We start from the raw sequence: 25,062 nt of genomic DNA, 5'->3' as shown, positions 1-25,062 counted from the left end.
CCAGGGTTCCCGCGCAATGACGCGGACCCGGCGGTCGTCCACGAGCCGGACGAACTCCCGCGGCTCGATCCGCGACGCCGAAAGCAGCGTGCTCGAGGGCGCCCAGAGCACCAGCGGATCGCTGCTCACGACCATGCGGTGCAAGTTCCGGTAACCGACCTCGCCGTACTCGCCGATGTGGCAGAACGTCCGGAAATCGCTCACCGTGACGTCACCACCGGCTCCACGAGCGGCTCGTCCATGTCCGCACCTCCCACGTGACCACCGGACGAAGTGAGATCGCCCGGGAGGGAGGACGTATTACAGCGAAAAAGCCGGCGGGCCAGGAAGATACCTGGCCCGCCGGCTGAAGCGGTGGCGGTGGGATTTGAACCCACGGACGGGATTAACCGTCACACGATTTCGAGTCGTGCTCCTTCGGCCGCTCGGACACGCCACCGCCGAGAACAATACCGGAACCCCCGCGCGCCCCTCACCCGGGGTCGGCAGCTGCGGCCGAGGGTCCTCAGCGGCACCGGGCGAAGTACGTCTCCAGCACCCCGGCACACTCCGGCTCGAGCACGCCCCCGTGGACCTCCGGCCGGTGGTTCAACCGCCGGTCCCGGACCACGTCCCACAGTGAGCCCACCGCCCCCGTCTTCGGCTCCCACGCCCCGAACACCAGCCGGGAGATCCGCGCCAGCACCAGGGCGCCCGCGCACATCGTGCACGGCTCCAGCGTCACCGCCAGCGTGCAGCCCTCCAGGCGCCAGCCGTCGTCCACCACGCGGGCCGCCGCTCGCAGCGCCAGGATCTCCGCGTGGGCCGTCGGGTCGCCCAGCTCGATCCGCGCGTTGCGGGCCGCCGCCAGCGGGGTTCCGTCCGGGGCGAAGACCACCGCTCCGATCGGGACGTCCGCGCCCGGGGCGCGCGCCGCCTCCAGCGCCGCCTCGACGGCTTCGGTGTCGGACGGCCTTCTCAGAGCTCGTCCAGGAGCTTGGCGAACTCGCTGCCGAACCCGCAGCGCTGCGCGACCATCTGCAGCTGCTCGTCCGGGTACAGGTCGACCTCGCCGACGATGACCTCCAGCTCCGGCCCCGGCAGGCCGAGGTCCGTCAGGATTTCGAGGTCGCCCTCGGGCCAGACGGAGTCGTCCTCCTCGTCCGGCGGGTCGACGCGCAGGACGTCGAGGACGTCCGCCGCGATGTCGTAGTCCAGCGCCGCCGCCGCGTCCGAGAGCAGCAGCGACGGCCCCCGCGGGCTCGGGCGGACGATGACGAAGAACTCGTCGTCGACCGCCAGGAGCCCGAAGCTCGCGCCGGTGGAACGTAGTTTGCCCAGCTCCGTGATCGCCGCGTCCAGCTCGGTCAGCGCCCCCGGGTCGAGCGCACTGCACCGCCACCGACCGTCTTCTCGGACCACAGCCACCGCGAAGCCCGTGACCGGCTCATCCACCGCCATGCGCACACCGTATTCCGCCGCGAGATCCGGCGCACGCACGGTGCGCCCGAAGCGCCGCATGCGCCACTATCGGGAGCATGACCGGACCTGCTGACCTGCCCACCCTGCCCGGCACCCCGTTCGCCGGCCTGCTCGACGACGCGCGGGCGCTGCAAGGCCGCACCGTCGCGCTCCGGCGCGCGGTGCACCGCAGGCCGGAACAGGGGCTCCACCTGCCGCACACGCAGGCCGCCATCCGGGAGGCCCTCGACGGCCTGCCGCTGGAGATCACCGAGGGCAGGGCCACGACGTCGCTGACCGCCGTCCTGCGCGGCGCGCGGCCGGGCCCGGCCGTGCTGCTGCGCGGCGACATGGACGCCCTGCCGCTCACCGAGGAGACCGGGCTGGACTTCGCGTCCGAGGACGCCGAGTCGATGCACGCGTGCGGGCACGACACGCACGTCGCGATGCTGGCCTCGGCCGCCCGGCTGCTCGCGGAGCGCCGGGACCGGCTCGCCGGGTCGGTCGTGTTCATGTTCCAGCCGGGTGAGGAGGGTCACCACGGCGCCCGGTTCATGATCCACGAGGGCGTGCTCGACGCCGCCGGGACGCGGGTCGAGCGCGCGTTCGGCGTCCACATCCTCGCCAACGCGCGCAGCGGGCTGCTGCAGCTGCGGCCCGGCCCGCTGATGGCGTCGGCGGACTCGTTCCACGTGCGCGTCACCGGCAAGGGCGGCCACGGCTCGGCACCGCAGCACACGATCGACCCGGTGCCGGCCGCCGCGGCGATGGTCGGGGCGCTGCACACGATGATCACGCGCCGTGTCAGCGTGTTCGACCCCGCGGTGCTCTCGGTGACCCGGATCCAGGCCGGCACGACGTCGAACATCATCCCGGAGACCGCCGAGCTCGAAGGCACCATCCGCACGCTGTCGGAGCAGACGCGCGCGCTGGTCCGCGCCGAGGTGCCCAAGGTGTGCGAGCAGGTCGGCGCGGCCTACGGCTGCCGCGTGGTCGCCGACGTCGAGCCCGGCTACCCGGTGACCGTCAACGACGACCGGGTCGCCGCCGAGGTGCTGCGGCTCGGCGCGGACGTGCTGGGGCCGGCCAACGTCGAGCTGCTCGCCGACCCGCTGATGGGCGCCGAGGACTTTTCCTACGTCCTGCAACGCGTTCCCGGCGCGTACGCGTTCCTCGGCGCGTGCCCGCCCGGCGTCGACCCGGCCGAGGCGGCGGCCAACCACTCCAACCGCGTGGTCTTCGACGAGGACGCGATGCCCAGCGGCGTCGCGATGCTCGCCGCCTTCGCGCTCGACGCCCTGGGTCAGGGCCCGGTCCGCGACGGGTTGCCGTCCTCCAGGTGACCGGCGAAGCGGCGACGCCACCCCGGCGCCTCGAACGTCACGTCGTACCAGCCGTTGCTCGCCGGGACCGGGAAGTCGTGCGAGCCACCCGGAGCGATGGTGACGTCGTTCAGCGTGACCGGTGACGGCCCGCGGTTGGTCACCGTGACCGTCAGCGCGGGCGTGTCGGCGAAGGTGACGGCGGCGTCGAGGTCCAGGCCGCCCGAGGCTTCGACCAGGAAGCCGTTCGGGCCGTGGATGGCGACGTCGTAGGTGCCGCCGTGCGCGACTTCGCCGGCCATCTCGCTGTTCGGGCCGACGTCGAAGCGTTGCGGCGTCCCGCCGGCGTGGTAGGCGTACGCGGCCAGCTGCAGGGCGTGCGTCCCGTGGTTGGCCAGGTGCAGCTTCAGGACGTTCGCCTCGGCGGTCGCCCAGGCGACCGGCTGGTACGGCAGCGGGCGCGCCTTCGCCGTGCCGGCGTCCTGCACCAGCGCCCCCGGCCCCAGCCCGGGCTTCGGGAGCCGCCGCTGCGTCCGGTCGGCTTCGGCGCGCAGCGCGTCGGCGTCCGGTAGCAGCGGGATGGTCGTGTCGGGGGCGCGGAAGTCGAAACAGCTGGTCAGGTCGCCGCAGATGGCGCGGCGCCACGCCGAGATGTTCGGCTCGCGCACGCCGGTCCACGTCTCCAGGAAGCGCAGCACCGACGTGTGGTCGAAGACCTGGGAGTTGACCCAGCCGCCGCGGCTCCACGGCGACACGACGGTCATCGGCACCCGCGGTCCCAGCCCGATCGGCACCGGCGGCCCGGACGGCGCGCCCTTCTCCGGCCGGTTGCCCGGCAGGTACTCGCCGGGCGTGCCGGGTGGCGGGGTCGGCGGGACGACGTGGTCGAAGAAGCCGTCGTTTTCGTCGTAGTTGATGAAGACGACGGTCGATTCCCACAGTTCCGGCTGGTCCCACAACGCTTTCAGCATGCGGTGCACGTAGGCGGCGCCGTCGACCGGCCGCGCGGCGGGGTGCTCGCAGTAACCGTACGGGGCCACCACCCACGACACGGCGGGCAGCGTCCCGGCCGCGCAGTCGGCGAGGAACTCGGCCAGGACGTGGTCGAGGTCCTTCCCCTGCCCCGAATCCGGCAGCAGCTTCTTGCGCAGGTTGGCGCGCTCGGCGAGCCGGCGCTTGACGGGGTCCATCGAGTGCAGCGCGTCGTGGAAGTTCTGGAACAGCCAGAGCGGGTTGTCGCCGTAGTCGCCGACGAAGTGCTCGGGGACGCCGCGCTCCTCGTCGTTCGCGTAGATCCGCCACGAGACGCCCGCCGCCTCGAGCCGCTCCGGGTACGTCGTCCAGTGGAACGACGGCTCGTAGTCCGGCGCGTTGTGCGTCGCCGGGCCGCCGGCGAGGCCGTCCGGGTCGATCGTGCCGGTCCAGTGGTAGAGCCGGTTCGGGTGGGTCGGGCCCTGGATCGAGCAGAAGTAGTGGTCGCAGAGGGTGAACGCGCGCGCCAAGGCGTGCTGGAACGGGAGGTCGTCGCCGGTGAAGTACCCCATCGTCATCGGGCTCTTCGCCGCGATCCAGCGGTCATACGCGCCGTCGTTCCACGCGCGGTGGGTGCTGTTCCAGTCGTGCGGCAGCTCGCCGAGGTCCTGACCGTCCACAACGGACGTGTCGATCCGGAACGGCAGCACCGGGCCGCCCCGGTCGCCGCGCTGGCGGAAGACGTCGCGCAGGGCCGCGCGGTCGCCGAAGCCGCGCACGCCGGCCATCGTGCCGTAGTAGTGGTCGAACGACCGGTTCTCCTGCATCAGCACGACGACGTGGCGGACGTCGCCGATGGTGCCCTTCCGCGGCACGGGGGCGCAGCCGGCGGACAGCGCGCCGGCGACCGTGACCGCGGCCGCACCACCGAGCACCGTGCGGCGCCGGATCCGGCTCATGACCACCTCCTCATCCCCGGGCCGGCGGCCCGGCCGAGGGGTACGTTCGCCACCGAGAGAGGTGAAGCCATGCTCAACTCAGCGGAATTGGTCGCCTTCGCACCGTCGGCCGACCTCGAGCGCTCGCGCGCCTTCTACACGGACGTCGCCGGGCTTGAGTTCATCGAGCAGACCCCCTTCGCGTGTGTGTTCCGCAGTGGCGCGACCATGCTGCGCGTCACCGCCGTCGCCGGGTTCACGCCGCAGCCGTTCACGGTGCTCGGCTGGGCGGTCGCCGACATCCGGGCGGCGGTGGCCGAGCTGCGCGGCCGTGGCGTGGAGTTCCTCACCTACGACACGCTGCCACAGGACACCGACAAAATCTGGACTACGCCGGGCGGCCGGATCGCGTGGTTCCCCGATCCGGACGGCAACGTGTTGTCCTTGACCCAGTTCGCCGCTGGTAATTAAACAACAGTGTTGATTTAATGGCCTAATGACCGAAGCCGAACGCCTCGCCCAGCTCTTCGAGCAGGAGGAACGCCTCCAGTTCACGAAGTTCGACAACGAGACCGCGCTCGCCCTCGGCCGGCAGATGCTGGACGCCGCGGCCGAGCGCGGGCTGGCGGTGACGATCTCGATCCGCCGCAACGGCCAGCGGCTCTTCCACGCCGCGCTGCCCGGGACGTCGGCGGACAACGACGGCTGGATCGACCGCAAGTGCCGGGTCGTCGACCGCTACGGCCACAGCTCGTTCCTGGTCGGCACGCAGTTCCGCGCGAACGGCGGCTCGTTCGAGCAGCACTCCCGGCTGGATCTCGGCGACTACGCGGCGCACGGCGGCGTGTTCCCGGTGCTGGTGCGCGGAGTCGGGCCGGTCGGCACGGTCGGGGTGTCCGGGCTGCCGCAGGCCGAGGACCACGCGTTCGTCGTCGAGCAGCTCGAGCGGTTCCTGGACTCCTGAAAAGCGGTGGCGGCCGCTGCTACCGTCGATCTCATGAAGCGCGCTGCACTGACGACGACGCCGGAGAGTGTCCCGGCGCGCTGAACGACGTTTCCGGCCCGGGGCGGGTGCCCCGGGCTTCGTCTTGTGGTCTCCCGCCTCGCCGTCCACGAGGGAGTCCACGATGCACGACCACCGCAAGCTCGGCCGCGAACTCGGCCTGTTCGGCACCGACCCGCTGATCGGCGCCGGCCTGCCCTACTGGCTGCCCGACGGCGCGCTCGTCCGCCACAGCCTGGAGGAGTACGTCCGCGGCCTCGAACGGCGGGCAGGGTACCGGCACGTCCATTCGCCGGTGCTGGCCAAACGCGAGCTGTACGAGATTTCCGGACACTGGTCGCTCTACCGCGACGACATGTACCCGCCGATGGACGTCGGCGGCGAGCAGCTCGTGCTGCGGCCGAGCCTGTGCCCGCACCACGCGCTGATCTACCGCTCGGCGGGCCGCAGCTACCGCGAGCTGCCGCTGCGGATCGCCGAGCTCGGCGGGATGTACCGGTCCGAGCTCTCCGGCGTGCTCGGCGGCCTCAGCCGGGTGCGGGCGATCCAGCTCAACGACGCGCACGTCTTCTGCACCCTCGACCAGGTCGAAGCCGAGGCCGAAGCCGCGTTGGCCCTGATCCGGCGGGCGTACGACGCGCTCGGCCTCAGCCCGGCGGGCTACCGCCTGTCGCTGCCCGGCGACAGCGGGAAGTACGTCGCCGGGGACTGGGACCGCGCCGTCGGCATCCTGCGGTCGGTGCTCGACCGCAGCGGGCTCGCCTACGACGCCGTCGAGGGCGAAGCTGCGTTCTACGGCCCGAAGATCGACATCCAGATCGCCGACGGCGCCGGCCGCGAATCGACCCTGTCGACCGTCCAGGTCGACTTCCACCAGCCCGCGCAGTTCGGTCTCGAGTACGTCGGCGCGGACGGCGCGAAGCACCGGCCGGTCATGCTCCACCGGAGCATCATCGGCAGCGTCGAGCGCGCGGTGGCCCAGCTGATCGAGGTCCACGGCGGCGCGTTCCCGTCCTGGCTGGCGCCCGTGCAGCTCCGGCTGCTGCCGCTGTCCGCCGCGGAACTGCCGGTTGCGCAGGCGGCCCTCGACCGGTGCGACGGCCTCCGGGCCGAGATCGCGTCGGAGGGCAGCCTGGGCGCACGGATCCGGGACGGGCGGCTGGTGCCGTACCAGGCCGTCATCGGTCCGCGGGAAGCCGCCGCCGGGCAGCTTTCCGTGCGGCTGCGCGACGGACGCCGTCTCGACTCCCAACCGGTGGAGGACGCGCTGGCAGCCGTCCGGGAGGCGGTCAGGCAGCCATGACCTCGGCCAGCCAGCCGAAGGCGGGCGCCATGCTCTCCGGTGCCGCCCAGCCGTTTATCACCCCCAACAGTTCCAGGTAGCGCTCGCGGCGCGGATCGCTGACGGCGTCGAGCCACTCCCGGAGCTCGCCGGGATCGCGCCCGAGGCCGTCGACGATCGCCCTCGCCGCCGGGGATTTCGGCCCGATCCCGGCGACGAGGGCCGGGGTGACGGCGTCCCGCACCTCGGCCGCCAGGTCACGACGCAGGCCGCCTTCGTGGGCGTCCACGAGCCGGCGCAGGTTCGCGCGGAAGTCCGTGTCCCGCATCAGCGCGGCCAGCTCGGTCCACGCCTGGACCTGCTCGGGGCTGGGGTCACCGGGCAGTTCCGGCGTCAAGGTGCGGGCGATCCCCGCCAGCTCGGGACGATCACCCAGGGCGTCGGCGAGGAAGTCACCGATCAGGCATTGCCGCTCCACTTCGGACAGCAGGAGCCGCTGGTGCGCGAGGCTCGCCTCCTCGGGCTGCGAGCGGTTCGCCACCGCGTTCAGCACTGCCCTTCGCCGGTGCAGCACGCCGATCTGCGCCTCGACCGCCGCGACGTGCTCCGCCGCCACCTCCGCGACGGTGGTTTCGCCCTCGATCACCCGCCGGATGGTGGCGAGGTCGATGCCGAGGTCGCGGAGGACGCGGATGACGTCGAGCCGGGCGAGCGCAGCGTCGTCGTAACGGCGCTGGCCCGCGGCGTTGCGCCCGGACGGCGGCACGAGGCCGCGATCCGAGTAGAACCGGACGGCCTTGACCGTCAGGCCGGTCCGGTGAGCGAGTTCGCCGATCGAATACTGCATGCCGCCAGCGTGGCAGCTCCCCTCGGGGGAGGCGCAAGACCTGCAGGTTCGCTCGATCGTGTCGATCATTTGTTCGATGATTCGCGGTAAAGTCGAACGCGTGATCGAACGAATCAGGTCTCCTCCCGGATCCGGGTCACCAGCTGGGTCGGGTTCACGAACCGCAACGCGATGAGAAGGAGCACGAGCATGGAAGCGGTGTAGATGGTCGCCATGGCGTCGACGGACTGGTTGGCGCGGATGCCCGCGGCGAACACGGAGTTGTAAAGGGCGACCACCAGGGTCGTCGAGTCCGGGCCGGCGGTGAGGAACGTCAGCTCGAACATCCCGACCGTGCGCACCAGCACCAGGATCGACGCGGCCAGGATGCCCGGCAGCAGCAGCGGGCCGAGGATCCGGGTGAACACCGAGGCGGTCCGCGCGCCGGACATGCGGGCCGCGGCCTCGATCTTCGGGTCGATCTGCTCGATGAACGGCGTCATGGTCAGCACGACGAACGGCACCGAGGGCACGAGGTTGGCCAGGATGACGCCGGTGGTCGTGCCGGCCAGGTGGAACTTGTAGAGCACGGTGGCCAGCGGGATGCCGTAGGTGATGGGAGGGATCAGGATCGGGAGCACGAACAGGAGCATCACCAGGCGTTTGCCGGGGAACGAGCGGCGGGCCAGCGCGTAGGCGGCCGGCACGCCGACGGCCACCGACACGGCGATCACCACGAGCGCGACGATCGCCGTCGTCAGCAGGACGTCGGACAGGCCGAACTCGCGCCAGGCGTCGGCGTACCAGTGGGTGGTGAAGGCGTCCGGGAGCCAGCTGCCGAACCACTGCGTGCCGAACGAGTCGACCACGACCGAGAGCACGACGCCGGCGAGGTTGACGAAGAAGAACGCGACGACGGCCCAGACGACCCAACGTCCGGGACGCGCGACCCAACCGGTCATCCCTTGCCTCCGGTCGCTCCGCGGTACAGCGTGCCGCGCCACGCCATGACCAGGCCGATCACGATCAGCATGATGACCGCCATCAGCATCGCGACGGCCGAGCCCATCGAGTAGTCGTACTCCTCGAACGCGGCGTGGTAGGCGGCGATCGAGATGACGCGGGTCTCGTTCGCCGGATCGCCGACGAGCTGCGCACTCGGGAAGACCGAGAACGCCATGACGAACGAAAGGCAGAAGGTGATCGCCAGGCCGGGCGCCAGCAGGGGCAGCGTGATCCGCCGGAAGCGCTGGACACCGTTGGCGCCGAGCGTTGCGGCTGCCTTCTCCAGGGAGGGGTCGATGCCCGAGAGGTAGGACAGCGTGAGCAGGAAGGAGAACGGGAAGCCGGTGATCACCAGCGACAGCAGCACGCCGGTGTAGTTGTGGATCAGCGGCAACGGCTGGTCGGTGACGCCGAGGACGGTGAGCACCTTGTTCAGCCAGCCCGCGGGTCCGCCGTACATGATCAGGCCCTGCGCGGTGAGCACCGTGCCGAGCGTGATCGGTACGACCAGGATCGTCGTCAGCAGGCGTTTGCCGCGGACCCGGCCGCGCATCACGTAGGCGATCGGGATGCTCGCGAGGACGTTGATGAACGTTGCCGGCAGCGCGATGCCGAGCGTGGTCCAGATGGTGTCGCGCAGGTAGGGATCGCCGAAGAACCGTGCGTAATTCGCGAAGACGCCGCCCGTGCGCGGCGCGAACGACAACTGGAGGCCGTAGAGGAACGGATACAGGAACAGGCAGGCGGTGACCAGCAGGCCAGGCACGAGGAGCAGCAGGGTGCGGTCGACGCCACGTTCGGCCAACCGGTGCCGCAACGCCGGCCGCCCGGTCGCCACGGCGGTCACGACACGCCCCCCGCGTCAGGCCCCAACGCACCGCGAGCGGCGACGACGACCTCCGCGACACGAGCGGCAGCGGCCGACGCACCCAGGGCGGCGAAGACCGGCACACTCCGAACGTCGGCGCCTCTTGCGGCGGGCATTGGTGCACCCCGCCCACCGGAGATCCCCGCGGCCACCGATGCGCCCCGAACCCCATCCGCCGGCTCGGCGCCGGCGATACCGACCCGGGCGCTCACGGTGCGAACACCAGGACCCGCTCGCCCGGAACACCGATCCGGACGGTGTCTCCCGGAGCCAGGCGTTTGTCGGTCCGGAAGTACACCGGGACGCCGGTCGCCAGCCGGGCCGAGACCGACAGCTCGCGGCCGTGGTACTCGACGATCTCGACCGTGACGTCGAGGGCGTTCTCGGTGCCGTCGCCGACGACGAAGTCCTCCGGGCGGATTGCCACCTTCGCCGAGTCGCCCTCGGGGTGCGAGCCGCGGCCGGTGAGGCGGACGCCTGCGCCCGACACTGTCACCGATGAGCCCGCGGTGCCGGTCACCGTCATGTCCAGGAGGTTGCGGTAGCCCATGAAGGACGCCACGTAGCTGTTCACCGGCTGGGCGTACACCTCCTCGGGCGTGCCGATCTGCTGGACCGCGCCCTCGCGCAGCACCACCAGGCGGTCGGCCAGCGACAGGGCCTCCTCCTGGTCGTGGGTGACGTACACCGTCGTCAACCCGAGCGTCTGGTGGAGGCGGCGGATCTCCATCCGCATCTCCAGGCGGAGCTTGGCGTCCAAATTGGACAGTGGCTCGTCCATCAGCACCACCGGCGGCTCCAGCACCACTGCGCGGGCGATGGCGACGCGCTGCTGCTGGCCGCCGGACAGCTGCGCGGGGAACTTCGCCGCGTGCTCGGTGAGCTGGACGAGCCGGAGCGCTTCGTCGACCCGACGCCGTGCTTCGGCGCGGCCGACCTTGCGCATCTTCAGGCCGAAGCCGACGTTGGCGCGGACCGACATGTGCGGGAACAGCGCGTAGTTCTGGAACACCATCCCGAACCCGCGCCGCTCCGGTGGCCGGCCGTCGATGCGGGTGTCGTCGAGCCAGATGCTGCCCTCGGTCAGGGGCAGCAGGCCGGCCAGGCAGTTCAACGCCGTCGACTTGCCGCAGCCGGACGGGCCGAGCAGGGCCACGAACTCGCCGCGGGCGATGGCGAGGTCGAGGCCGCGCAGGGCGTTCGCGGTGCCGAATCTCCGGGACACGCCGTCCAGCCGCAGCTGCCCGAACGTCACTTCTTGCCGACCTTCGAGCCGCCGACCAGCTGGTTCCACTTGTCGAACGCCTTCACCTGCTGCTCGGCCGGCAGCGACGTCTCCTTCGGGTACTGCGAGATCCACTGCTCGTACTCCGGCCGGCCGAACTGCCGGATGGTGTCCTGACTCTTCTGCGGCGCCATCTGCAGGGTGACGTCCTTGACCGCCGGGCCGGGGTAGAAATAACCGTCGTCGTAGGCGATCGCCTGCTGGTCGGGCTTGAGCATCCAGGCCACCAGCTGCAGGATCGCCGACTCCTGATCAGGCGACAGCCCCTTCGGGATGAGCGCGTACTGGGCGTCGGTGACCCAGTGCATCGGCTGCATGATCGCCGTCTTGACCGTGTTCGGCACCGTGCCGAGCTTGCGCGGGTTGATGTCCCAGCCGGTGGTCGACATGATCATGTCCACCGAACCGGACGCGAGGTTCTTCATCGTCTCCGTGGTGCCCGACGGGTAGTACTTCACGTACTTGCCGAGCTCCTGCAGGAACGCCCAGGTCTTGTCCCAGCCCTTGTCCGGGTCCTTCGGGTCCTTGTCACCCAGCAAGTACGGCAGGCCCATCAGGAACGTCCGGCCCGGACCGGAGTTCGACGGCTGGGCGTACTGGAACTTCTCCGGGTGCGCCTTCGCCCAGTCGAGCAGCTCCTGCGGGGACGCCGGCGCCTGAGCGACCGCAGAAGGGTTGAACTCCAGCAGCGGGCCGGACGGGTAGTAGACGACCTCGATGCCGTAGCCGTTGGCCAGCTCCTGCATCTTGGCCGCGGGCTCGAGGTAGTTCTGCATCAGGTTCGGGAACCGGCTCGAGAAGTCCGGCAGCACCTTGGCCAGCGTGCCGTTCGCGATGCCGGCGGAAAGACCGTCGGTGCCGCTGAGGACCAGGTGCGTCTGGGCGACGCCGCCGTCCTGCTCCGCCTTCAGCTTGCCCGCCATGCTCGGTGCGGGCGCGGTCGAATAGGTGACCTTCGCGAGGACTTCGGGGTGTGCGGCCTTGAAGTTCTCGATCATCTGCTTGGTGAGCTGCAGGTTGCCCGCGACGTCGAGGATGTTCAGCTCGACCGGCTTGCCCGGCTTGTCCGGCACCGCCTTGGGGTCCGCCGCCTGGCCGCCGTCACCGCCGGGCGCGCCGCAGGCCGCCAAGCCGGCGGCGAGACCCACCGCCAGCAACGCTCGTCGGAATCGGAAGCCGGTGCAACGCTGCATGGCTGCTCCCTAGGTCCGTGATAATGTTGTATGTCGCATCGTATATCAGATCGGACATGCCAGTGGCGAGCACTTCTTCGGCCCGGAGGCCGCCGCCGCCCGTCTCGCGGACGGATTTTGTGCGTGACGCGATCAAGGAAGCGATCTTGAGCGGCGAGTTCGGGCCGGGCGAAACGCTCGTCGAAGCCGAGGTCGGCGCCCTGCTCGGGGTGTCGAAGACGCCGGTGCGCGAGGCCCTGCGGATCCTGGCCGGTTCCGGTTTGGTCACGATGAGCACGTACAAGGGGGCGGCGGTCCGGGTCATGGACGCCGAAAGCGCGTATGCGGTGTACGACCTGCGCGCGCTGCTCGAGCCCGAAGCCGTCCGACGCGCTGTCGAGCGCGGCGCGGACTTCGGCCCCGCGCGGCAGGTGCTGGCGGGCGTCGAGACCGGCACGGCCGCGTCCGACCGCGCGAAGGCCAGCCTGGCCAACCGCCTGTTCCACCGCGCGCTCTACGCCGGGTGCGGCAACCCGCTGCTGGTCCAGGTCCTGGATGGGCTGCGCGACCAGGCCGCGCTGATCACCGTCACCGGCTGGGGCATCAGCCCGACCTGGCAGGGCGAAGCGGCCGAGCACCGGGCGATCCTGAACGCCGCCGAGAGCGGCAACGCCCGGCAGACCGAACACCTGCTGCGCAAGCACATCACCGATTTCATCGACCGGGTCGCCTTCGAGCTGCCCGGCGACCGCACCACCGAGACCGGCGATCCGAAGGGGGCCCGATGACGTTCGAGGAGCAGAGGCGGCGGCTGTCCGGGGTGGTGGCCATCCCGGTCACGCCGTTCGACGCCGAGGGCGCCGTCGACGGCCAGACGTACGCGAAGCTGGTGGACCGGCTGATCACCGGCGGCATCGAGATCGTGACGCCGAACGGCAACACCGGCGAGTTCTACGCGCTCGACACGGCGGAAGCGCGGCAGTGCCTGGAAGTCACCGTCGAGGCGGCGGCGGGCCGGGCGAGCGTGCTGGCCGGGATCGGCCACGACGTCGCCTCGGCGACGCGGGCCGCGGCGCACGCCCGCGACGCCGGTGCGGACATGATCATGATCCACCAGCCGGTCCACCCGTACGTCTCGGGCGACGGCTGGGTCGACTACCACGCGGCGATCGCCGCGGCGGTCCCGGAACTCGGGGTGGTGCTGTACGTCCGCAACCCGGCGATCACCGGCGAGCAGCTGGGCGCGCTCGGCGAGGCGGCCCCGAACGTGATCGGCGTGAAGTACGCGGTGCCGGACCCGGTGCGGTTCGGCTCGGTCGCCCGGGACGCGGGCTTCGGCCGGTTCGTGTGGATCGCCGGCCTGGCGGAACTCTCGGCGCCGGGCTACTTCGCCGTCGGCGCCACCGGGTTCACCTCCGGCCTGGTGAACGTCGACCCGGCGATCTCCCTGGAGATGTTCCGCGCACTGTCCACAGGGGACTATCCGGCGGCGATGGCGGTCTGGGAGCGGATCCGGCCGTTCGAGGAGCTCCGGGCCGCGAACGGCAACGCGAACAACGTCAGCGTGGTCAAGGACGCGCTGGGCCAGCTGGGCCTGTGCCGCCCGGACGTGCGGCCCCCGAGCCGGCTGCTGACCGGGCCCGAACGGGAGCAGCTCTTCGGGCTGCTGTCGTCGTGGGGGCTGTCCTAGGTGACGCAAGTTACTGGCGCGTTAACAAACTGTCAGCGGGCGCCCGGAATCCGTCAGGACGGCATTCACGGGTGATCTTCGGGCGCGCCGGCGGGGGTGTCCTGACGGGGTCCGATCCGCCGTGATGCCCGGAGGCACCCGTGACGCTCAGCGAGCTTCTTCCCAGCCTCGGCTGCGAAGCCGCCGATCACCTCGAGCCAGGAGTCTGGCCGCGAAGCACCCGACTCGGCGAAGACGGCGAGCTGCTCTTCGCCGGCGCGCCGGTCAGCCACCTCGCCGCCCGCTTCGGGACGCCGTCCTACTTCATCGACGAACAGCAGGTCCGTGACACCGCCCGCGAGTACCGCGAAGCGCTGCCTGACGTCGAAGTCGCGTACGCCAGCAAGGCGCTGTGTACACGCGCTGTCCTGCGTTGGGTCGCCGAAGAAGGGTTGTCGCTCGACACCTGCTCCGCCGGTGAGATCGCCGTCGCACGCTCGGTCGGCTTCCCCGCCGAACGCATGTTGCTGCACGGCAACGCGAAGACGCCCGAAGACCTGAAGGCCGCGCTCGGCTACGGCGTGCGAAGGATCGTCGTCGACTCGCTCGACGAGATCGAGCAGCTCGGCGCGCTCGCCCACGGCGCTCAGCAGGTGATGATCCGGGTGACGCCGGGTGTCGCGGCCGGCGCGCACGCAGCCATCAGCACCGGCGCCGAAGGCCAGAAGTTCGGCTTCTCGCTCCTCGACGGCGTACCCGACAACGTCGACGCCGCCGTCGAAGCGGTGAAGCGGCAACCCGGGTTGCGCCTCCAGGGCCTGCACTGCCACATCGGCTCGCAGGTGACCAGGGTCGACCGGTACGAGGCGGCCGCGCGGCGGATGGCCGAGGTGCTCGCCCGGATCCGTGACGTCCACGGCGTCACGCTGCGGGAGCTCGACCTCGGCGGCGGGCAGGCGGTCCCGTACGCCGGCGGCGAGCCCGCGTTCGACCTCGGCGGCTACTCGCGTCGCCTGCGCGTGGCGCTGGCCTACGAGTGCGCGGCGCACGGCTTCCCGGTGCCGCGCCTGACGATCGAGCCCGGCCGGGCGATCGTCGGGCCGGCCGGGATCACGGTGTACCGCGTCTGCGCGGTCAAGCGCGGCAGCCGCACCTTCGTCGCCGTCGACGGCGGGATGAGCGACAACGCGCGGCCGTCGCTCTACGGCGCCCGCTACACCACGCGCCTGGTGGGACGGCGGTCGAAAGCGCAGCGCGTCCCGATGACTGTGGTCGGCCGGCACTGCGAAGCGGGCGACATCCTCGCCGACGGCCTCAGCCTGCCCGCCGACCTGCACGCCGGCGACCTGCTGGCCGTGCCGTGCACCGGCGCCTACCACCACTCGCTGGCGTCGAACTACAACCAGATCGGCCGCCCGCCGCTGGTCGGCGTCCGGGACGGGGTCGCGACGCTGCTGGTGCGCCGCGAAACCGAGGAGGACCTCAGCCGGCGTGATTTAGGCTAGGCCTGGGTACTGATCGTTTCGCCGCCGCGCGGCACGAACCCGCGCGGCAGGCGGCGCCCGGCGAAGAAGTCACGGCACACCCGGTGCACCGCGAACATCAGCGGCACGCCGAGCACGATCGACACCACGCCGATCACCGCGACGCCGCCGATGCCGAACACGGTCGTCTCGCCGGCGTCTGGCCGGGCGTACTCGATCAGCGCGAACACCAGCACCGCCAGGAAGAACAGGCCGCCGGTGAACGGCAGCAGCCCGCGCAGCACGAAGTTGCGCACGCTCGCGAACAGCGTCCGGCGGAACACCCAGACGCAGGCCAGCGCAGTCATCGTGTACTCGATCGCGATGGTCAGGCCCACCGCGTCGACGGAGTCGGCCAGCACGTTGTCGCTGATCAGCGCCAGAAGCACGTACACGGCCAGCGAGACCAGCCCGAACGCCCAGGTCGCCACGGTCGGCGTCCGGAACCGCGGGTGCACCCGCCCGAAAACGCGCGGCAGAGCGCCGTGGCTGGCCATCGACAACGTCGTGCGCGCCGCCGGCATGATCGTCGCCTGGCTCGTGGCCGCGCCGCTGGTCAGGACGGAGACGACCAGCAGCACGCCCAGGACCTTGCCGGTCGCGCCGTCGCCGAACACCGCGCTGCCGAGGCCGGCCAGGACGTCTTCGGAGTTGGCCGCGTTCGCCAGGCCGATCCCGGTCTCGCCGACCCCGGCGAAGGCCAGCGCGGCGACCGTCACGAGCAGGTAGTTCAGCACCAGCAGCACCGTCGAAAGCACCGCGGCACGGCCCGGCGCGTGACGCGGGTCGGCCGACTCTTCGTTGACCGACAGCGAGCTTTCCCAGCCCCAGTAGATGAACACGGCCAGCAGGACCGCCGAAACCGCGGTGCCGGCCGAGACCCCGCCCGGCCACAGCCAGTCCAGCCGCGGCAGCGACGCCTGCGGCCCGGCCGTGCCGTCGAAGACGCGGACCAGCGCGACGGCCGAGAAGAGCACCAGGACGGCGAGCTCGACGCCGAGCAGGATCCACTGCGCCCGTGCGGAGACTTCGATGCCGCGGTGGCAGAGCCAGCACAGCGCCAGGAGCCAGGCGGCGCCGATCGCCGTCGTCACCCACCGGTTGCCCGCCGCGTCCGAGGCGCCGAACAGCAGCAGCGTGTAGCGGCCGGTGAGCGCGGACTGGCTGCTCATCACCAGCAGCTGCGCGACCGTGACGACCCAGCCGGTGAACCACCCGGCGTGCGGGCCGAACGCGCGCGCCGCCCAGGTGAAGTTGGTGCCGCAGTCGGGTTCCGCGGTGTTCAGCTCGCGGAAGGCGAAGGCGACGAACAGCACCGGCACGAAGGAGAGCAGCACGAACGCGGCCGCCTTGAACCCGGTGCCCGCCAAGACGATCAGCCCGAGCGTGGCCGCGATGGAGTACGCCGGCGCGGTCGACGACATCCCGATGACCATCGACGACACCATGCCGAGCGCGCCGCCGCGCAGTCCCTTCGCAGGTACAGCGGGTACGGCGGGGGCGGCGCCGAGTGCCACGGCCTCCGACATCGATCGGTCCTCCTGGAGCTGCTGGTACGACAAAGCCGCCAGACGGTACCTGCCGCGGTGCGGTATGCGCGTCCCGCTGTGCGCGGGCGCACAAAACCGCCTCGGAAAAGCTCGTGAGTTTCGTCCCCCGCCACCGATTCCTCGGCTGACGGTCGCGTGCACGCCGAATCACGCGAAGCTGACGCTGAGGGCTCGCTTTCTCGCCCACGCTCGATACGCTGCGCACTTGACAAATCACATGCCGAAACACAGGGAGGGACGGCATGGGTGACGAAACACGTGCGCGCGCGCTGGACAATACGGACAGATCGTTGATCGCCCTGCTCCAACAGGACGGCCGCGCCTCGTTCACCGCGCTCGCCAAGGCGGTCGGGCTTTCGGAGGGAGCAGTCCGCCAGCGCGTGCAGCGGCTGCTGCGTGACGACCTGATGCAGATCGTCGCGGTGACCGATCCCGCCAACGTGGACCTGACGCGGCAGGCCATGGTCGGCATCAACGTCGACGGCGCTGATCCCCGCGACGTCGCGGACAAGCTGTCCGAGCTCGAGAACGTGCACTACGTCGTGTTGTGCGCCGGGCGCTACGACCTGCTGGCCGAACTCGTCTGCCGGGACGACGACCACATGCTCGAAGTGCTCGGCGACGAGGTGCGCAAGATCCCGGGCGTGTCCGGGACCGAGCTGTTCGTGTACCTGAAGCTGGCCAAGCAGGACTATTCCTGGGGCCGGCTCACGGCGTAGCGGTGCGGGGATGACGGGCCTGCACCCGCCACCCCCGCGGTCCGCTACAGGAACCGCCGGTGTCCCGCCCGCGCCGGAACGCCGGTCTCGGCGAGGCCGGTCAGCTCCGCCGGGAGCGGATCCCGGTGCAGCACCCCGAGGCGCTGCGTGGCGCGCGTGAGCGCGACGTAGAGCTCGGCCGCGCCCCGCGGGCCCGCGGCCAGGATGCGCGCGGGCTCGACGACGAGGACGGCGTCGAACTCCAGCCCCTTGGCGGCCGACGGCGGGATCGTTCCCGGGACCCCCGGCGGGCCGATCACCACGCTGGTGCCTTCGCGACCGGCCTCGTCACGGACGAAGTCCTCGATGGCGCCCGGCAGTTCGTCGTCCGTCACTCGTCTGGACCACGGCCGGACGCCGCACGCGCGCACCGGTTCCGGCGGCCGCGCGGACGGCGCGAACCGGGCCAGCACCGCCCCCGCGACGGCCATGATCTCCGCCGGGGTGCGGTAGTTCACGGTCAGTTCGCGGTACAGCCAGCGGTCCCCGGCGTACGGCGTCAGCATCGACGCCCAGTCCCTCGCCCCGGCCGCGGACCGGCGCTGCGCGAGGTCGCCGACGATCGTGAACGACCGGCTGGGGCACCGCCGCACCAGCCCCCGCCAGTCCATTTCGGACAGTTCCTGGGCCTCGTCGACGACGACGTGCCCGTACGTCCAGTCCCGGTCGGCGGCCGCCCGTTCGGCGAGGTCACGCGGGTCGCGCTCGGCGAATCGCCCGGCCAGGTCCCCGGCGTCGAGCAGGTCCTCGGCGACCAGCTGGACGTCCTCGTCGAGCTCCTCGGCGTCCAGCTTCATCAGCTCCATGACACCGGAGGCGTACTCGGCCTCCGCCTCCGCTCGCCGGCGCGCGGCGGCGCGTTCCTCGACGTCGTCGCGGCCGAGCAGGTCGACCAGTTCGTCGAGCAGCGGGACGTCCGACACCGTCCAGGCCGAGCCGTCCGCGCGGAACAGCACCGGATCGGCCCCGGCGGCCTCGAGGCGACGCGGAGACTCGTACAGCGGCGCCAGCAGCGTTTCCGGTGTCAGGTACGGCCACAGCTCGTCGAGTGCGGCACCGAATGCTTCGTGTTCCGCGAGCTCGTCGAGGACGTCGGCCCGCAGGTCGGCCCACAGGAGGCGGTCCGCCGTGGTGAGCCAGCCTTCGCCGATCTTCGCCACCACCCGTTCGGCGACGAGCGCCACGACGTGCTCGCGGAAGACCGCGCGGGCTTCGTTGTGCGGCAGCCCGGTGTCACGCGCTTCGAGCCGGGCCTGGCCCACGAGGTCGGCGTCGAGCGCCACGACGACGTCACCCAGGTCGATCGGCACCGGCTCCCCGGGCACCTCCTGGCGGTCGGCGACCGCGGCCACCAGCACGTCGAGGATCGTCAGAGCCCCCTTGAGCCGCGCCACCTCCGGCGGGTCCTCGGCCGTGACGTGCAGACCGGGGACGAGGTCACCGGTGGTCCGGAAGACGACGTCCGACTCGCCGAGCGACGGCAGCACGCGGCCGATGTGGTCGAGGAACAGCGGGCTCGGCCCGACCACGAGCACGCCGCTGCGCGACATCCGCTCCCGCCGCGTGTAGAGCAGGTACGCCACCCGGTGCAGGGCCACGGCCGTCTTGCCGGTGCCGGGACCGCCTTCGACGACCAGCACCCCCGCGTGGCCGAGGCGGATGATCTCGTCCTGCTCGGCCTGGATCGTCGCGACGATGTCCCGCATGCCGTCGCCGCGAGGCGCGTTGACCGCCGCGAGCAGGGCCGCGTCCCCGCGTTCGGTGTCTCCGGGACGGCCCAGCACCTCGTCGGTGAAATCGAGGACGCGACGCCCCATCGTGTGGAACTGACGGCGGCGGCGCATGTTTTCCGGCCGCGCCGCCGTGGCGACGTAGAACGGCCGCGCCGCCGGCGCCCGCCAATCCAGCAGGAACGGTTCGTAGTCGTTTTCCGCGTCGAACAACCCGAGCCGCCCGATGTAGCCGGTTTCGCCCGAAAGGGCGTCCAACCGGCCGAAACAAAGCCCGTTGTCGGCGACGTCCAGCCGGGCCGCCTCCCGCGACCGGCAGCGGACGTCGGTCTCCCGTTCCCCCGGCGTCACGTCGGTTTGCCCGAGTGCGCCGTGGTACCGGGCCTGCGCCGCCGCGCGCTCGCGGTCGAGCCGCTCGTAGAGCGCGGCGACGTAGGCCCGTTCTTCCCGCAATTCCTCGTCGTACCCGTGGTTTGACAAGTTCCCCTCACAGCGGTTAGACTCATATCAGGTTCGGCGATCGCTCCCATTGTTCACGGAGAGCACGCCGATTTTTTATTGTCCACCCGCTGTCAAGGGCCTCAGCCCAGCATGAATTCGCGCGGGTTCAGCGGCCGGTCGGCCACCCGCACGTCACCCAGCAGCCCCGCGAAACTGCGGTCCACCTTCCCGCCGTAGGACGACGCCCCGACCAGCCACGGCCCGCCCGGATCGGCGAGCCCGACGGCGGGCGTGGCCGGGTTCCGGACCACCGGGCAGCCGTCGACGTAGACGATCGTGCGCCGGCCGTCGTTGACCACGGCGACGTGCCACCACTTCTCCACCGGCAGCTCGTGGCCCCAGTTCGTCGACGTCCGGTCCTGGTTGAGCGGGTACACCGCCCACTGGAGCTCGCCACCGTCCGAAAGGGACAGTGTGGCCGCGGACTCCTGCGGGTCGTCGCCGGTCTTGCCGGCGGCCGCGCCGCTGCCCTGCCGGGCGAACAGGCCGCACCAGCCGTGGTGGCCGTCCTTGAAGTTCGCGGGCAGCCAGAAGAACGCCTCTACGGTGTAGCCGCGTTCGAACTTGAGCTTGTTGATCGGCGCCGCGTCGACCGTGCGCAGGTACGCGCCGCGGCTCGGATCACGCTGGCCGTCGAACCGCAGGCTCGCCCGCGACGGCTGCCGCGGCGAGAACTCGCTCGAGTACTTCAGCGCGTCCGGGCCGCTGCCGGGCGCGGTGACGCGCTTGAGGTCGTTGCCGCGGCCGGTCTGGTCGCGCACGACGACGTCGTCCGGCACGGCCTTGCCGTCCTGACCGCCTTCGAAGCGCCAGTAGGCGACGGTGCCGGGGATCAGCAGCTGCTTCGCCGGCCGGGCGGGCGGGACCGGCGCCGGCGCGAAGCCCTTGAACCGCTCGGCGAAGTCGATCTCCAGGCTGAAGTAGTCGGCCGCGCCGCTGCGCTCGACCTCCTGCTGCTGCATCTCGCTGAGGTGGTCCTGCGCGGCCAGCCACGGCGAGAGCGTCCGGACGTCGATCACACCGCGGGCGAGGTCGAACTGGTAGAGCCGGACCATCGCGCTGCCGCCGTAGTAGCGGTCCTGGTAGTTGGCGATGTGGACGTGGACGTCGTGCCCGGCGGCGTTCTTGCGGACGGTGCGCCCGGTCGGCCAGTAGTGGCCGTTGAGGGTGAGGAAGATCTGGTCGTTGCCCTGGACGAGCTCCTGCCAGACGTGCTCGCCGAACGTCGAGAACTGGGCCTGGTGGTCGTCGTCGGCCCAGACGAGCTCGTGGATGGTGAGGATCGCCGGCAGCGTCGGGTGCTGCGCGAGGACCTGCTTCGCCCAGTTCAGGCCACCGGCGGAGGGTCGCCAGTCGAGGGCCAGGAGCAGCCACTCGCGGCCGCCGCCGCGGAAGATGTGGAAGGTGTTGTAGCCGTCCTTGGACGCGCCCTTGAACGTCGGCGAGGTGCGCTGGCGCTGCGGGCCGAACGCGTCGAGGTACGGCGAGGGGCCGCGCTGGTCGTCCTTCGAGCCGTCGATGTCGTGGTTGCCCGCCAGCGTGCTGTACGGGAACCGGTGGCGGTCGAGGGCCTGGAACGACCGGCTGATCCTGGCGAACTCGTCCGCCCGGCCGTTCTGGGTGAGATCGCCGAGGTGGGCGAGGAAGACAACGTTGTCGGCCTGCTCTTCGAGGACGTACCGCAGCGAGGCGTCCAGCGGGGCCGCGTCACCGCGGTCCTCGTCGAACAGGTACTGCGTGTCCGGCATGACCACGAGCGTGAAACGCGGATCTTCGGCGTCCGGGCGGTGCCGGCCGGTGGCTTGGGCGGCGGGCGCGCCGAGGACGTTCGGCAGGGTCGCCGCGGCGGCGACGGCCGGGGCGCCGAGGAGGAAGGTCCGGCGAGAAGTGTCAGTCACGGGCGGGAAGCTACGGGCGGCTTCCGACCGCCCCGGCAACTGCTGCCGAACACCGGATGAACAGCGGTACTGTGCCCGCATGAGCGGCCCGCGGGTGTTCCGGTTGATCCAGCCCGTCGACGACATCGGCGTCGCCGTCACCTTCTACGCCGCCGTCTTCGGCGACCCCGGCGAACGCGTCGCGGTCAACCGGCACTACTTCACCTGCGGCGGCGTGGTGCTCGCCTGCGTCGAGGCGCCGCCCGAGCACCGCGAGCCGCGGCCGCAGCGGGACCCGCGGATCGTCTACCTCGCGGTCGAAGACGTCGAGGAGACGTTCGAGCGGGTGCGCGCCGCCGCGCCGCGCTGGGTGGACGACGCCATCGAGACCCAGTTCTGGGGCGAACGCTCGTTCTACGCCGACGACCCCTTCGGCAACCCGCTCTGCTTCGTCCAGGAGGACACGCTCTACTTGGGCGGCCCGGTCGGCTGATCGCGGGGGTTCAGCCGGAACGGCATGACGAACCAGAGGATCCCGAAGATCAGCAGGCAGAGCACGGCCATCACGCCCATGGCGATCCCGCCGTAGACGACCTTGGCGATCAGCGCGACGGTCGACGTGATCGCCAGCGCCAGGCAGACCAGCCCGACCAGCACGAGCCGGTTGCCGACGGTCAGGATCCGCTCCCGGCTGCCGGTGCGGAACAGCAGCCGGTGCCACGCCGCGGGCGCGGTCAGCAGGGCCGTCGCCGCGACGGCGAGCGCCACCGCGGACAGGTGCAGCGCCTTCTCGAACCCGCTGGCGTCGTGGAACCGGTCGGTGAACACGACCGACAGCAGGAAGCCGAAGAGGATCTGCACCCCGGCCTGGGCCACCCGCAGCTCCTGCAGCAGCTCACCGATGTTGCGGGTGAGCTGCTCGTTGTGGGTCTCGCCGGTGTGCTCGGACACACCGGCACCCTATCCGGGTGCCGGACCCTCCACCCGCCGGGAAATCCGTGACTTTCCCACGAACCCCGGCGCCGCGACGGTCCGAAGTGGACCGGTTCAGAACCCCCAGGTGCGGTCGGGCACCACGCGGATGCGGACGGAGTACTTCGTGTCGAACCCGTCCGCGGTCAAGCCGATCCCCGCGTAGTGCGAGCCGTACTTGTCGACGTACCCCGGCGCCTCGGACGCCTTGCCCGCCTCCACGTGCGCCGTTCCGGTCACGACGAGGACCGAGCCGCCGTGCACGTCGCTGTTGAGGTGGAAGCTGACGTCCGGGTTCGCCTCGATGTGCCGGAGCTTCGCGGTGCCGGGCTCGCTGAACAGCACGATGTCGTCGCCCTCGAGGACGAACCACACGGGCCGGGGCGCGGGCCGGCCCTTCGGCGTGACGGTGGTCAGCCAGGCGATCTTCTCGTCCGCGCGGTCGCTGAGCTTCGGTGTGGCCATGCCGGTCCCCCCTGGTCGTCGGGTTGTGGTCCAGGTAACCACGGGGGACCGGCAATTTCTTCCCGCACTTAACGTGACGCGACCCGCCGCGCGTACCGCGTCCCGGCCGCCAGCAGCACCAGGCCGGCGCCGAGGAACGCGCCCACCCTGGCCAGGCCGTCCAGCGCCGACAGGTCGAACAGCACCAGCTTGAGCACCGCGGCGCCGACCAGGACCAGCCCGGTCACGCGCAGCGCGGCGACGTCGATCCCGCGCAGCAGCAGCACGAGCGCCGCGACCGTCCAGGACACCGTGATGAGCGCGTGCCCCAGCAGGAACCCGGTCCGGCCGGGGACGGCCAGCAGCGCGCCGCAGAGCACGACCCCGGCGGCGCCGTACAGCGCCGAAACCCCGGCGAGCAGCCAGATCGGCAGGTCGTCGGCCGGCCCGCGGAACACGCCCAGCCGGACCGCGGCCCACGGCAGCGCGACCGACACGGCGAGGATCAGCAGGGCGACCGCGAGGGCGCCGGCCAGCTCCGCGACCGAACGGCTGCGGGGCAGGATCAGCAGCGCGGGCGTGACGTCGAAGACCACCCCGAGCAGGCCGCCGATCGACGCGAACCCCAGCGCGGCGGCGAGCGCACCGCGGTTGCGGCCGCCGGCCGCGGCCACGACCAGCAGCAGTGCCTCGCCGAGCAGCACCCCGGCGCGCGCCGGGCCGTCGAACTGGGTGACCGTCGCCTGCAGGACCGCCAGCAGGCCGGCCAGCCCGGCGACCTGACCGGCGAACCCGGGCCACCAGCGGCGCGCCGCCCAGACGGCGAGCAGGAGGACGCCCGCGCCGGCCGTGATCGGCACGGCCTGCGCCTTCGGCAGCGGCACGGCCGCGAGGAGCGTCGGCAGCACGGCGGTCGCCAGCAGGGACAGCGCCCCGGGGTCGTTCTCGCGGCGGCGCAGCACGATCAGGGCGAGCGCCACGCCGACGACCCCGGCGCCGCCCGCCGCGGCGGTGTTGGCCCAGCTGCCGCCCCCGCCCGGCACGGCGGTGCTGATCACGGAGGCGAGCAGCGGCGGGACACCGGCGGCGAGCGTCAGCGACGACCAGTCGCTGCGCAGCTGCACCGGCGCCGTCGCGAGCTGCACCATCAGCAGGAAGGTGACCAGTTCGGGGGTGAACCCGCGAACGATCATCGGCGCGCACACGACACAGCCGACGACAACGGCGGAGGCCAGCAGCGGCGACTCCCAGCGCACGGCGACCAGCAGGCCGCCGACGGCGACCACCAGCCCGGCGCCGAGCCCGGCGAGCACCGGCAGGAACCCGTACAGCGTGGTCGCGGCGACGGCGTCCAGGTAGAGGGTGGCGATACCGGTGGCGGCGAGCGCGAAGGCACCGGTGCGGCCGGCGGGCTTGCGGTGCAGCCACACGCCGGTACCGGTCAGCGCCAGCCCGAACCCGGCCCCGACGAGCACCCGCGGCAGCGGCCCGAGCCAGCCCCGCTGCACGGCCAGCACCAGCAGCAGGACGACGCCGAGGAGGGTGACGGCCCCGCCGACCCAGGCGAGCACGCGGCTGCCGGCGCCTTCCTTGCCGAGCTTTTCCCCCAGCGTCGGCCGCGGGGCGGGCGGCAGGTAGGGCCGCGGAACGTACGGCGGCGGAACGTGCTGCTGAGGCGGCGGTGGCGGTTGCCACTGGTACTGCGGCCACGGGACCGACTCGGGCCGCATCGGCGGCGGAGGCTGCGGGTGGGGCTGGGGTTGCGGCGGCTCGGGTCGTGCCGCCGGTTCGGGCCGGCCGTCCTTGACGGTCCGCAGTTCGGAACCCACCAGGGCGAGACGACGCCCCAGGTCGTCGATCTCGCCGGCGAGCCGGAGGAGCACATCTGCGTCGGTGGTCATACCGGACAGGGTCACGCACCGCGC

Annotated in this window: 24 protein-coding genes and 1 tRNA gene; 10 read left to right on the top strand and 15 right to left on the bottom strand. The window is 71.7% G+C overall.

The annotated features are described in order from the left end of the window. The first annotated feature begins 16 nt into the window (after positions 1–16). Positions 17–154, top strand: a complete 138-nt coding sequence (locus ABZW17_RS23835; RefSeq protein WP_354818022.1) for a hypothetical protein — start codon at positions 17–19, stop codon at positions 152–154. A gap of 198 nt (positions 155–352) precedes the next feature. Here ABZW17_RS23835 and ABZW17_RS23830 read toward each other — a convergent pair. The 3 genes from ABZW17_RS23830 to ABZW17_RS23820 form a co-directional block, all read right to left on the bottom strand. After that, positions 353–439 (bottom strand) — tRNA-Ser (locus ABZW17_RS23830). A gap of 66 nt (positions 440–505) precedes the next feature. Continuing rightward, positions 506–961, bottom strand: coding sequence for a nucleoside deaminase (locus ABZW17_RS23825; RefSeq protein WP_354818133.1), 456 nt, complete (start codon positions 959–961; stop codon positions 506–508). Next, positions 958–1,440, bottom strand: a complete 483-nt coding sequence (locus ABZW17_RS23820) for a tRNA adenosine deaminase-associated protein (protein WP_308674373.1) — start codon at positions 1,438–1,440, stop codon at positions 958–960. The genes ABZW17_RS23825 and ABZW17_RS23820 overlap by 4 nt, the downstream gene beginning before the upstream one ends. A gap of 77 nt (positions 1,441–1,517) precedes the next feature. On the opposite strand from ABZW17_RS23820, the gene ABZW17_RS23815 reads away from it, so the two are divergent. Continuing rightward, entirely contained in the window at positions 1,518–2,783 is a 1,266-nt protein-coding gene (locus ABZW17_RS23815; RefSeq protein WP_354818018.1) for a M20 family metallopeptidase, read from the top strand. On the opposite strand, the gene ABZW17_RS23810 is transcribed toward ABZW17_RS23815, so the two are convergent. Beyond that, positions 2,744–4,693, bottom strand: coding sequence for a phosphocholine-specific phospholipase C (locus ABZW17_RS23810; RefSeq protein ID WP_354818015.1), 1,950 nt, complete (start codon positions 4,691–4,693; stop codon positions 2,744–2,746). The two genes, ABZW17_RS23815 and ABZW17_RS23810, sit on opposite strands and share 40 nt — an antisense overlap. Positions 4,694–4,762: 69 nt before the next feature. On the opposite strand from ABZW17_RS23810, the gene ABZW17_RS23805 reads away from it, so the two are divergent. The 3 genes from ABZW17_RS23805 (at position 4,763) to thrS (ending at position 6,978) form a co-directional block, all read left to right on the top strand. Beyond that, complete coding sequence (locus tag ABZW17_RS23805) at positions 4,763–5,143, top strand: VOC family protein (RefSeq protein ID WP_354818012.1); 381 nt, start codon at positions 4,763–4,765, stop codon at positions 5,141–5,143. A gap of 25 nt (positions 5,144–5,168) precedes the next feature. Beyond that, complete coding sequence (locus tag ABZW17_RS23800) at positions 5,169–5,636, top strand: heme-degrading domain-containing protein (protein ID WP_354818009.1); 468 nt, start codon at positions 5,169–5,171, stop codon at positions 5,634–5,636. 124 nt (positions 5,637–5,760) lie between these two features. Continuing rightward, on the top strand, positions 5,761–6,978 hold the full coding sequence (gene thrS, locus ABZW17_RS23795) for a threonine--tRNA ligase (RefSeq protein WP_354818006.1): 1,218 nt from the start codon (positions 5,761–5,763) through the stop codon (positions 6,976–6,978). Here the strand turns inward: thrS and ABZW17_RS23790 are convergent. The 5 genes from ABZW17_RS23790 to ABZW17_RS23770 all read right to left on the bottom strand — a co-directional run bounded on the left by ABZW17_RS23790 (position 6,965) and on the right by ABZW17_RS23770 (position 12,134). Beyond that, on the bottom strand, positions 6,965–7,804 hold the full coding sequence (locus ABZW17_RS23790; protein ID WP_354818003.1) for a MerR family transcriptional regulator: 840 nt from the start codon (positions 7,802–7,804) through the stop codon (positions 6,965–6,967). The two genes, thrS and ABZW17_RS23790, sit on opposite strands and share 14 nt — an antisense overlap. A gap of 113 nt (positions 7,805–7,917) precedes the next feature. Beyond that, positions 7,918–8,745, bottom strand: a complete 828-nt coding sequence (locus ABZW17_RS23785) for an ABC transporter permease subunit (protein WP_354818000.1) — start codon at positions 8,743–8,745, stop codon at positions 7,918–7,920. Then, positions 8,742–9,635 carry a sugar ABC transporter permease gene (locus tag ABZW17_RS23780; RefSeq protein ID WP_354817997.1) on the bottom strand — a complete coding sequence of 298 codons (894 nt, stop codon included), beginning with the start codon at positions 9,633–9,635 and terminating at the stop codon, positions 8,742–8,744. Before ABZW17_RS23780 ends, ABZW17_RS23785 begins: the two co-directional genes overlap by 4 nt. Before the next feature lie 229 nt (positions 9,636–9,864). Next, positions 9,865–10,911 (bottom strand): ABC transporter ATP-binding protein, encoded by a 1,047-nt coding sequence (locus ABZW17_RS23775; protein ID WP_354817994.1) that lies wholly within the window; start codon positions 10,909–10,911, stop codon positions 9,865–9,867. Beyond that, positions 10,908–12,134, bottom strand: a complete 1,227-nt coding sequence (locus ABZW17_RS23770; RefSeq protein WP_354817991.1) for an extracellular solute-binding protein — start codon at positions 12,132–12,134, stop codon at positions 10,908–10,910. The genes ABZW17_RS23775 and ABZW17_RS23770 overlap by 4 nt, the downstream gene beginning before the upstream one ends. Before the next feature lie 62 nt (positions 12,135–12,196). On the opposite strand from ABZW17_RS23770, the gene ABZW17_RS23765 reads away from it, so the two are divergent. From ABZW17_RS23765 to lysA, 3 genes are all read left to right on the top strand, one after another. Further along, positions 12,197–12,901 (top strand): GntR family transcriptional regulator, encoded by a 705-nt coding sequence (locus ABZW17_RS23765; RefSeq protein ID WP_354818130.1) that lies wholly within the window; start codon positions 12,197–12,199, stop codon positions 12,899–12,901. Then, positions 12,898–13,803, top strand: coding sequence for a dihydrodipicolinate synthase family protein (locus ABZW17_RS23760; RefSeq protein WP_354817988.1), 906 nt, complete (start codon positions 12,898–12,900; stop codon positions 13,801–13,803). Before ABZW17_RS23765 ends, ABZW17_RS23760 begins: the two co-directional genes overlap by 4 nt. Before the next feature lie 140 nt (positions 13,804–13,943). Then, positions 13,944–15,287 (top strand): diaminopimelate decarboxylase, encoded by a 1,344-nt coding sequence (gene lysA, locus ABZW17_RS23755; protein ID WP_354817985.1) that lies wholly within the window; start codon positions 13,944–13,946, stop codon positions 15,285–15,287. Here the strand turns inward: lysA and ABZW17_RS23750 are convergent. Further along, a complete protein-coding gene (locus tag ABZW17_RS23750) occupies positions 15,284–16,834 on the bottom strand; it encodes an APC family permease (protein WP_354817982.1) in 1,551 nt (516 codons plus the stop codon). The genes lysA and ABZW17_RS23750 overlap by 4 nt on opposite strands. A 263-nt stretch (positions 16,835–17,097) precedes the next feature. Between ABZW17_RS23750 and ABZW17_RS23745 the strand changes: the two genes are divergently transcribed. Then, positions 17,098–17,574: an Lrp/AsnC family transcriptional regulator gene (locus ABZW17_RS23745; protein ID WP_033261695.1), complete on the top strand. Its 477-nt coding sequence runs from the start codon at positions 17,098–17,100 to the stop codon at positions 17,572–17,574. A 44-nt stretch (positions 17,575–17,618) separates the two neighbouring features. On the opposite strand, the gene helR is transcribed toward ABZW17_RS23745, so the two are convergent. After that, the gene (gene helR / locus ABZW17_RS23740; protein WP_354817978.1) at positions 17,619–19,823 is read right to left on the bottom strand and encodes an RNA polymerase recycling motor ATPase HelR; all 2,205 of its coding nucleotides are present in this window, start codon (positions 19,821–19,823) and stop codon (positions 17,619–17,621) included. A gap of 101 nt (positions 19,824–19,924) precedes the next feature. Beyond that, a complete protein-coding gene (locus ABZW17_RS23735; protein WP_354817975.1) occupies positions 19,925–21,742 on the bottom strand; it encodes a LamG-like jellyroll fold domain-containing protein in 1,818 nt (605 codons plus the stop codon). A 79-nt stretch (positions 21,743–21,821) separates the two neighbouring features. Between ABZW17_RS23735 and ABZW17_RS23730 the strand changes: the two genes are divergently transcribed. After that, entirely contained in the window at positions 21,822–22,214 is a 393-nt protein-coding gene (locus ABZW17_RS23730; protein ID WP_354817972.1) for a VOC family protein, read from the top strand. On the opposite strand, the gene ABZW17_RS23725 is transcribed toward ABZW17_RS23730, so the two are convergent. The 3 genes from ABZW17_RS23725 to ABZW17_RS23715 form a co-directional block, all read right to left on the bottom strand. Then, positions 22,190–22,672, bottom strand: a complete 483-nt coding sequence (locus ABZW17_RS23725) for a DUF6328 family protein (RefSeq protein WP_354817969.1) — start codon at positions 22,670–22,672, stop codon at positions 22,190–22,192. The genes ABZW17_RS23730 and ABZW17_RS23725 overlap by 25 nt on opposite strands. 96 nt (positions 22,673–22,768) lie before the next feature. Then, the gene (locus ABZW17_RS23720) at positions 22,769–23,158 is read right to left on the bottom strand and encodes a TIGR03667 family PPOX class F420-dependent oxidoreductase (RefSeq protein ID WP_354817966.1); all 390 of its coding nucleotides are present in this window, start codon (positions 23,156–23,158) and stop codon (positions 22,769–22,771) included. A 68-nt stretch (positions 23,159–23,226) separates the two neighbouring features. Beyond that, the gene (locus ABZW17_RS23715) at positions 23,227–25,038 is read right to left on the bottom strand and encodes a DUF2339 domain-containing protein (protein ID WP_354817963.1); all 1,812 of its coding nucleotides are present in this window, start codon (positions 25,036–25,038) and stop codon (positions 23,227–23,229) included. Between the last annotated feature and the right edge of the window lie 24 nt (positions 25,039–25,062).

This window comes from Amycolatopsis sp. NPDC004625, from assembly GCF_040609695.1.
In the GTDB taxonomy this organism is placed as follows: domain Bacteria; phylum Actinomycetota; class Actinomycetes; order Mycobacteriales; family Pseudonocardiaceae; genus Amycolatopsis.
Note: the sequence above shows the minus strand (reverse complement) of the source record. Positions and strands in the feature narration are given on the sequence as shown.

Bases quoted from the DNA above. Each gene is read 5' to 3' on its own strand.
- ABZW17_RS23820 (WP_308674373.1), bottom strand. From the start codon at position 1,440: ATGGCGGTGGATGAGCCGGTCACGGGCTTCGCGGTGGCTGTGGTCCGA.
- ABZW17_RS23835 (WP_354818022.1), top strand. From the start codon at position 17: ATGACGCGGACCCGGCGGTCGTCCACGAGCCGGACGAACTCCCGCGGC.
- ABZW17_RS23730 (WP_354817972.1), top strand. From the start codon at position 21,822: ATGAGCGGCCCGCGGGTGTTCCGGTTGATCCAGCCCGTCGACGACATC.
- ABZW17_RS23750 (WP_354817982.1), bottom strand. From the start codon at position 16,834: ATGTCGGAGGCCGTGGCACTCGGCGCCGCCCCCGCCGTACCCGCTGTA.
- ABZW17_RS23715 (WP_354817963.1), bottom strand. From the start codon at position 25,038: ATGACCACCGACGCAGATGTGCTCCTCCGGCTCGCCGGCGAGATCGAC.
- ABZW17_RS23800 (WP_354818009.1), top strand. From the start codon at position 5,169: ATGACCGAAGCCGAACGCCTCGCCCAGCTCTTCGAGCAGGAGGAACGC.
- ABZW17_RS23745 (WP_033261695.1), top strand. From the start codon at position 17,098: ATGGGTGACGAAACACGTGCGCGCGCGCTGGACAATACGGACAGATCG.
- ABZW17_RS23810 (WP_354818015.1), bottom strand. From the start codon at position 4,693: ATGAGCCGGATCCGGCGCCGCACGGTGCTCGGTGGTGCGGCCGCGGTC.
- ABZW17_RS23760 (WP_354817988.1), top strand. From the start codon at position 12,898: ATGACGTTCGAGGAGCAGAGGCGGCGGCTGTCCGGGGTGGTGGCCATC.
- ABZW17_RS23720 (WP_354817966.1), bottom strand. From the start codon at position 23,158: ATGGCCACACCGAAGCTCAGCGACCGCGCGGACGAGAAGATCGCCTGG.
- ABZW17_RS23785 (WP_354818000.1), bottom strand. From the start codon at position 8,745: ATGACCGGTTGGGTCGCGCGTCCCGGACGTTGGGTCGTCTGGGCCGTC.
- ABZW17_RS23770 (WP_354817991.1), bottom strand. From the start codon at position 12,134: ATGCAGCGTTGCACCGGCTTCCGATTCCGACGAGCGTTGCTGGCGGTG.
- ABZW17_RS23815 (WP_354818018.1), top strand. From the start codon at position 1,518: ATGACCGGACCTGCTGACCTGCCCACCCTGCCCGGCACCCCGTTCGCC.
- ABZW17_RS23790 (WP_354818003.1), bottom strand. From the start codon at position 7,804: ATGCAGTATTCGATCGGCGAACTCGCTCACCGGACCGGCCTGACGGTC.
- ABZW17_RS23805 (WP_354818012.1), top strand. From the start codon at position 4,763: ATGCTCAACTCAGCGGAATTGGTCGCCTTCGCACCGTCGGCCGACCTC.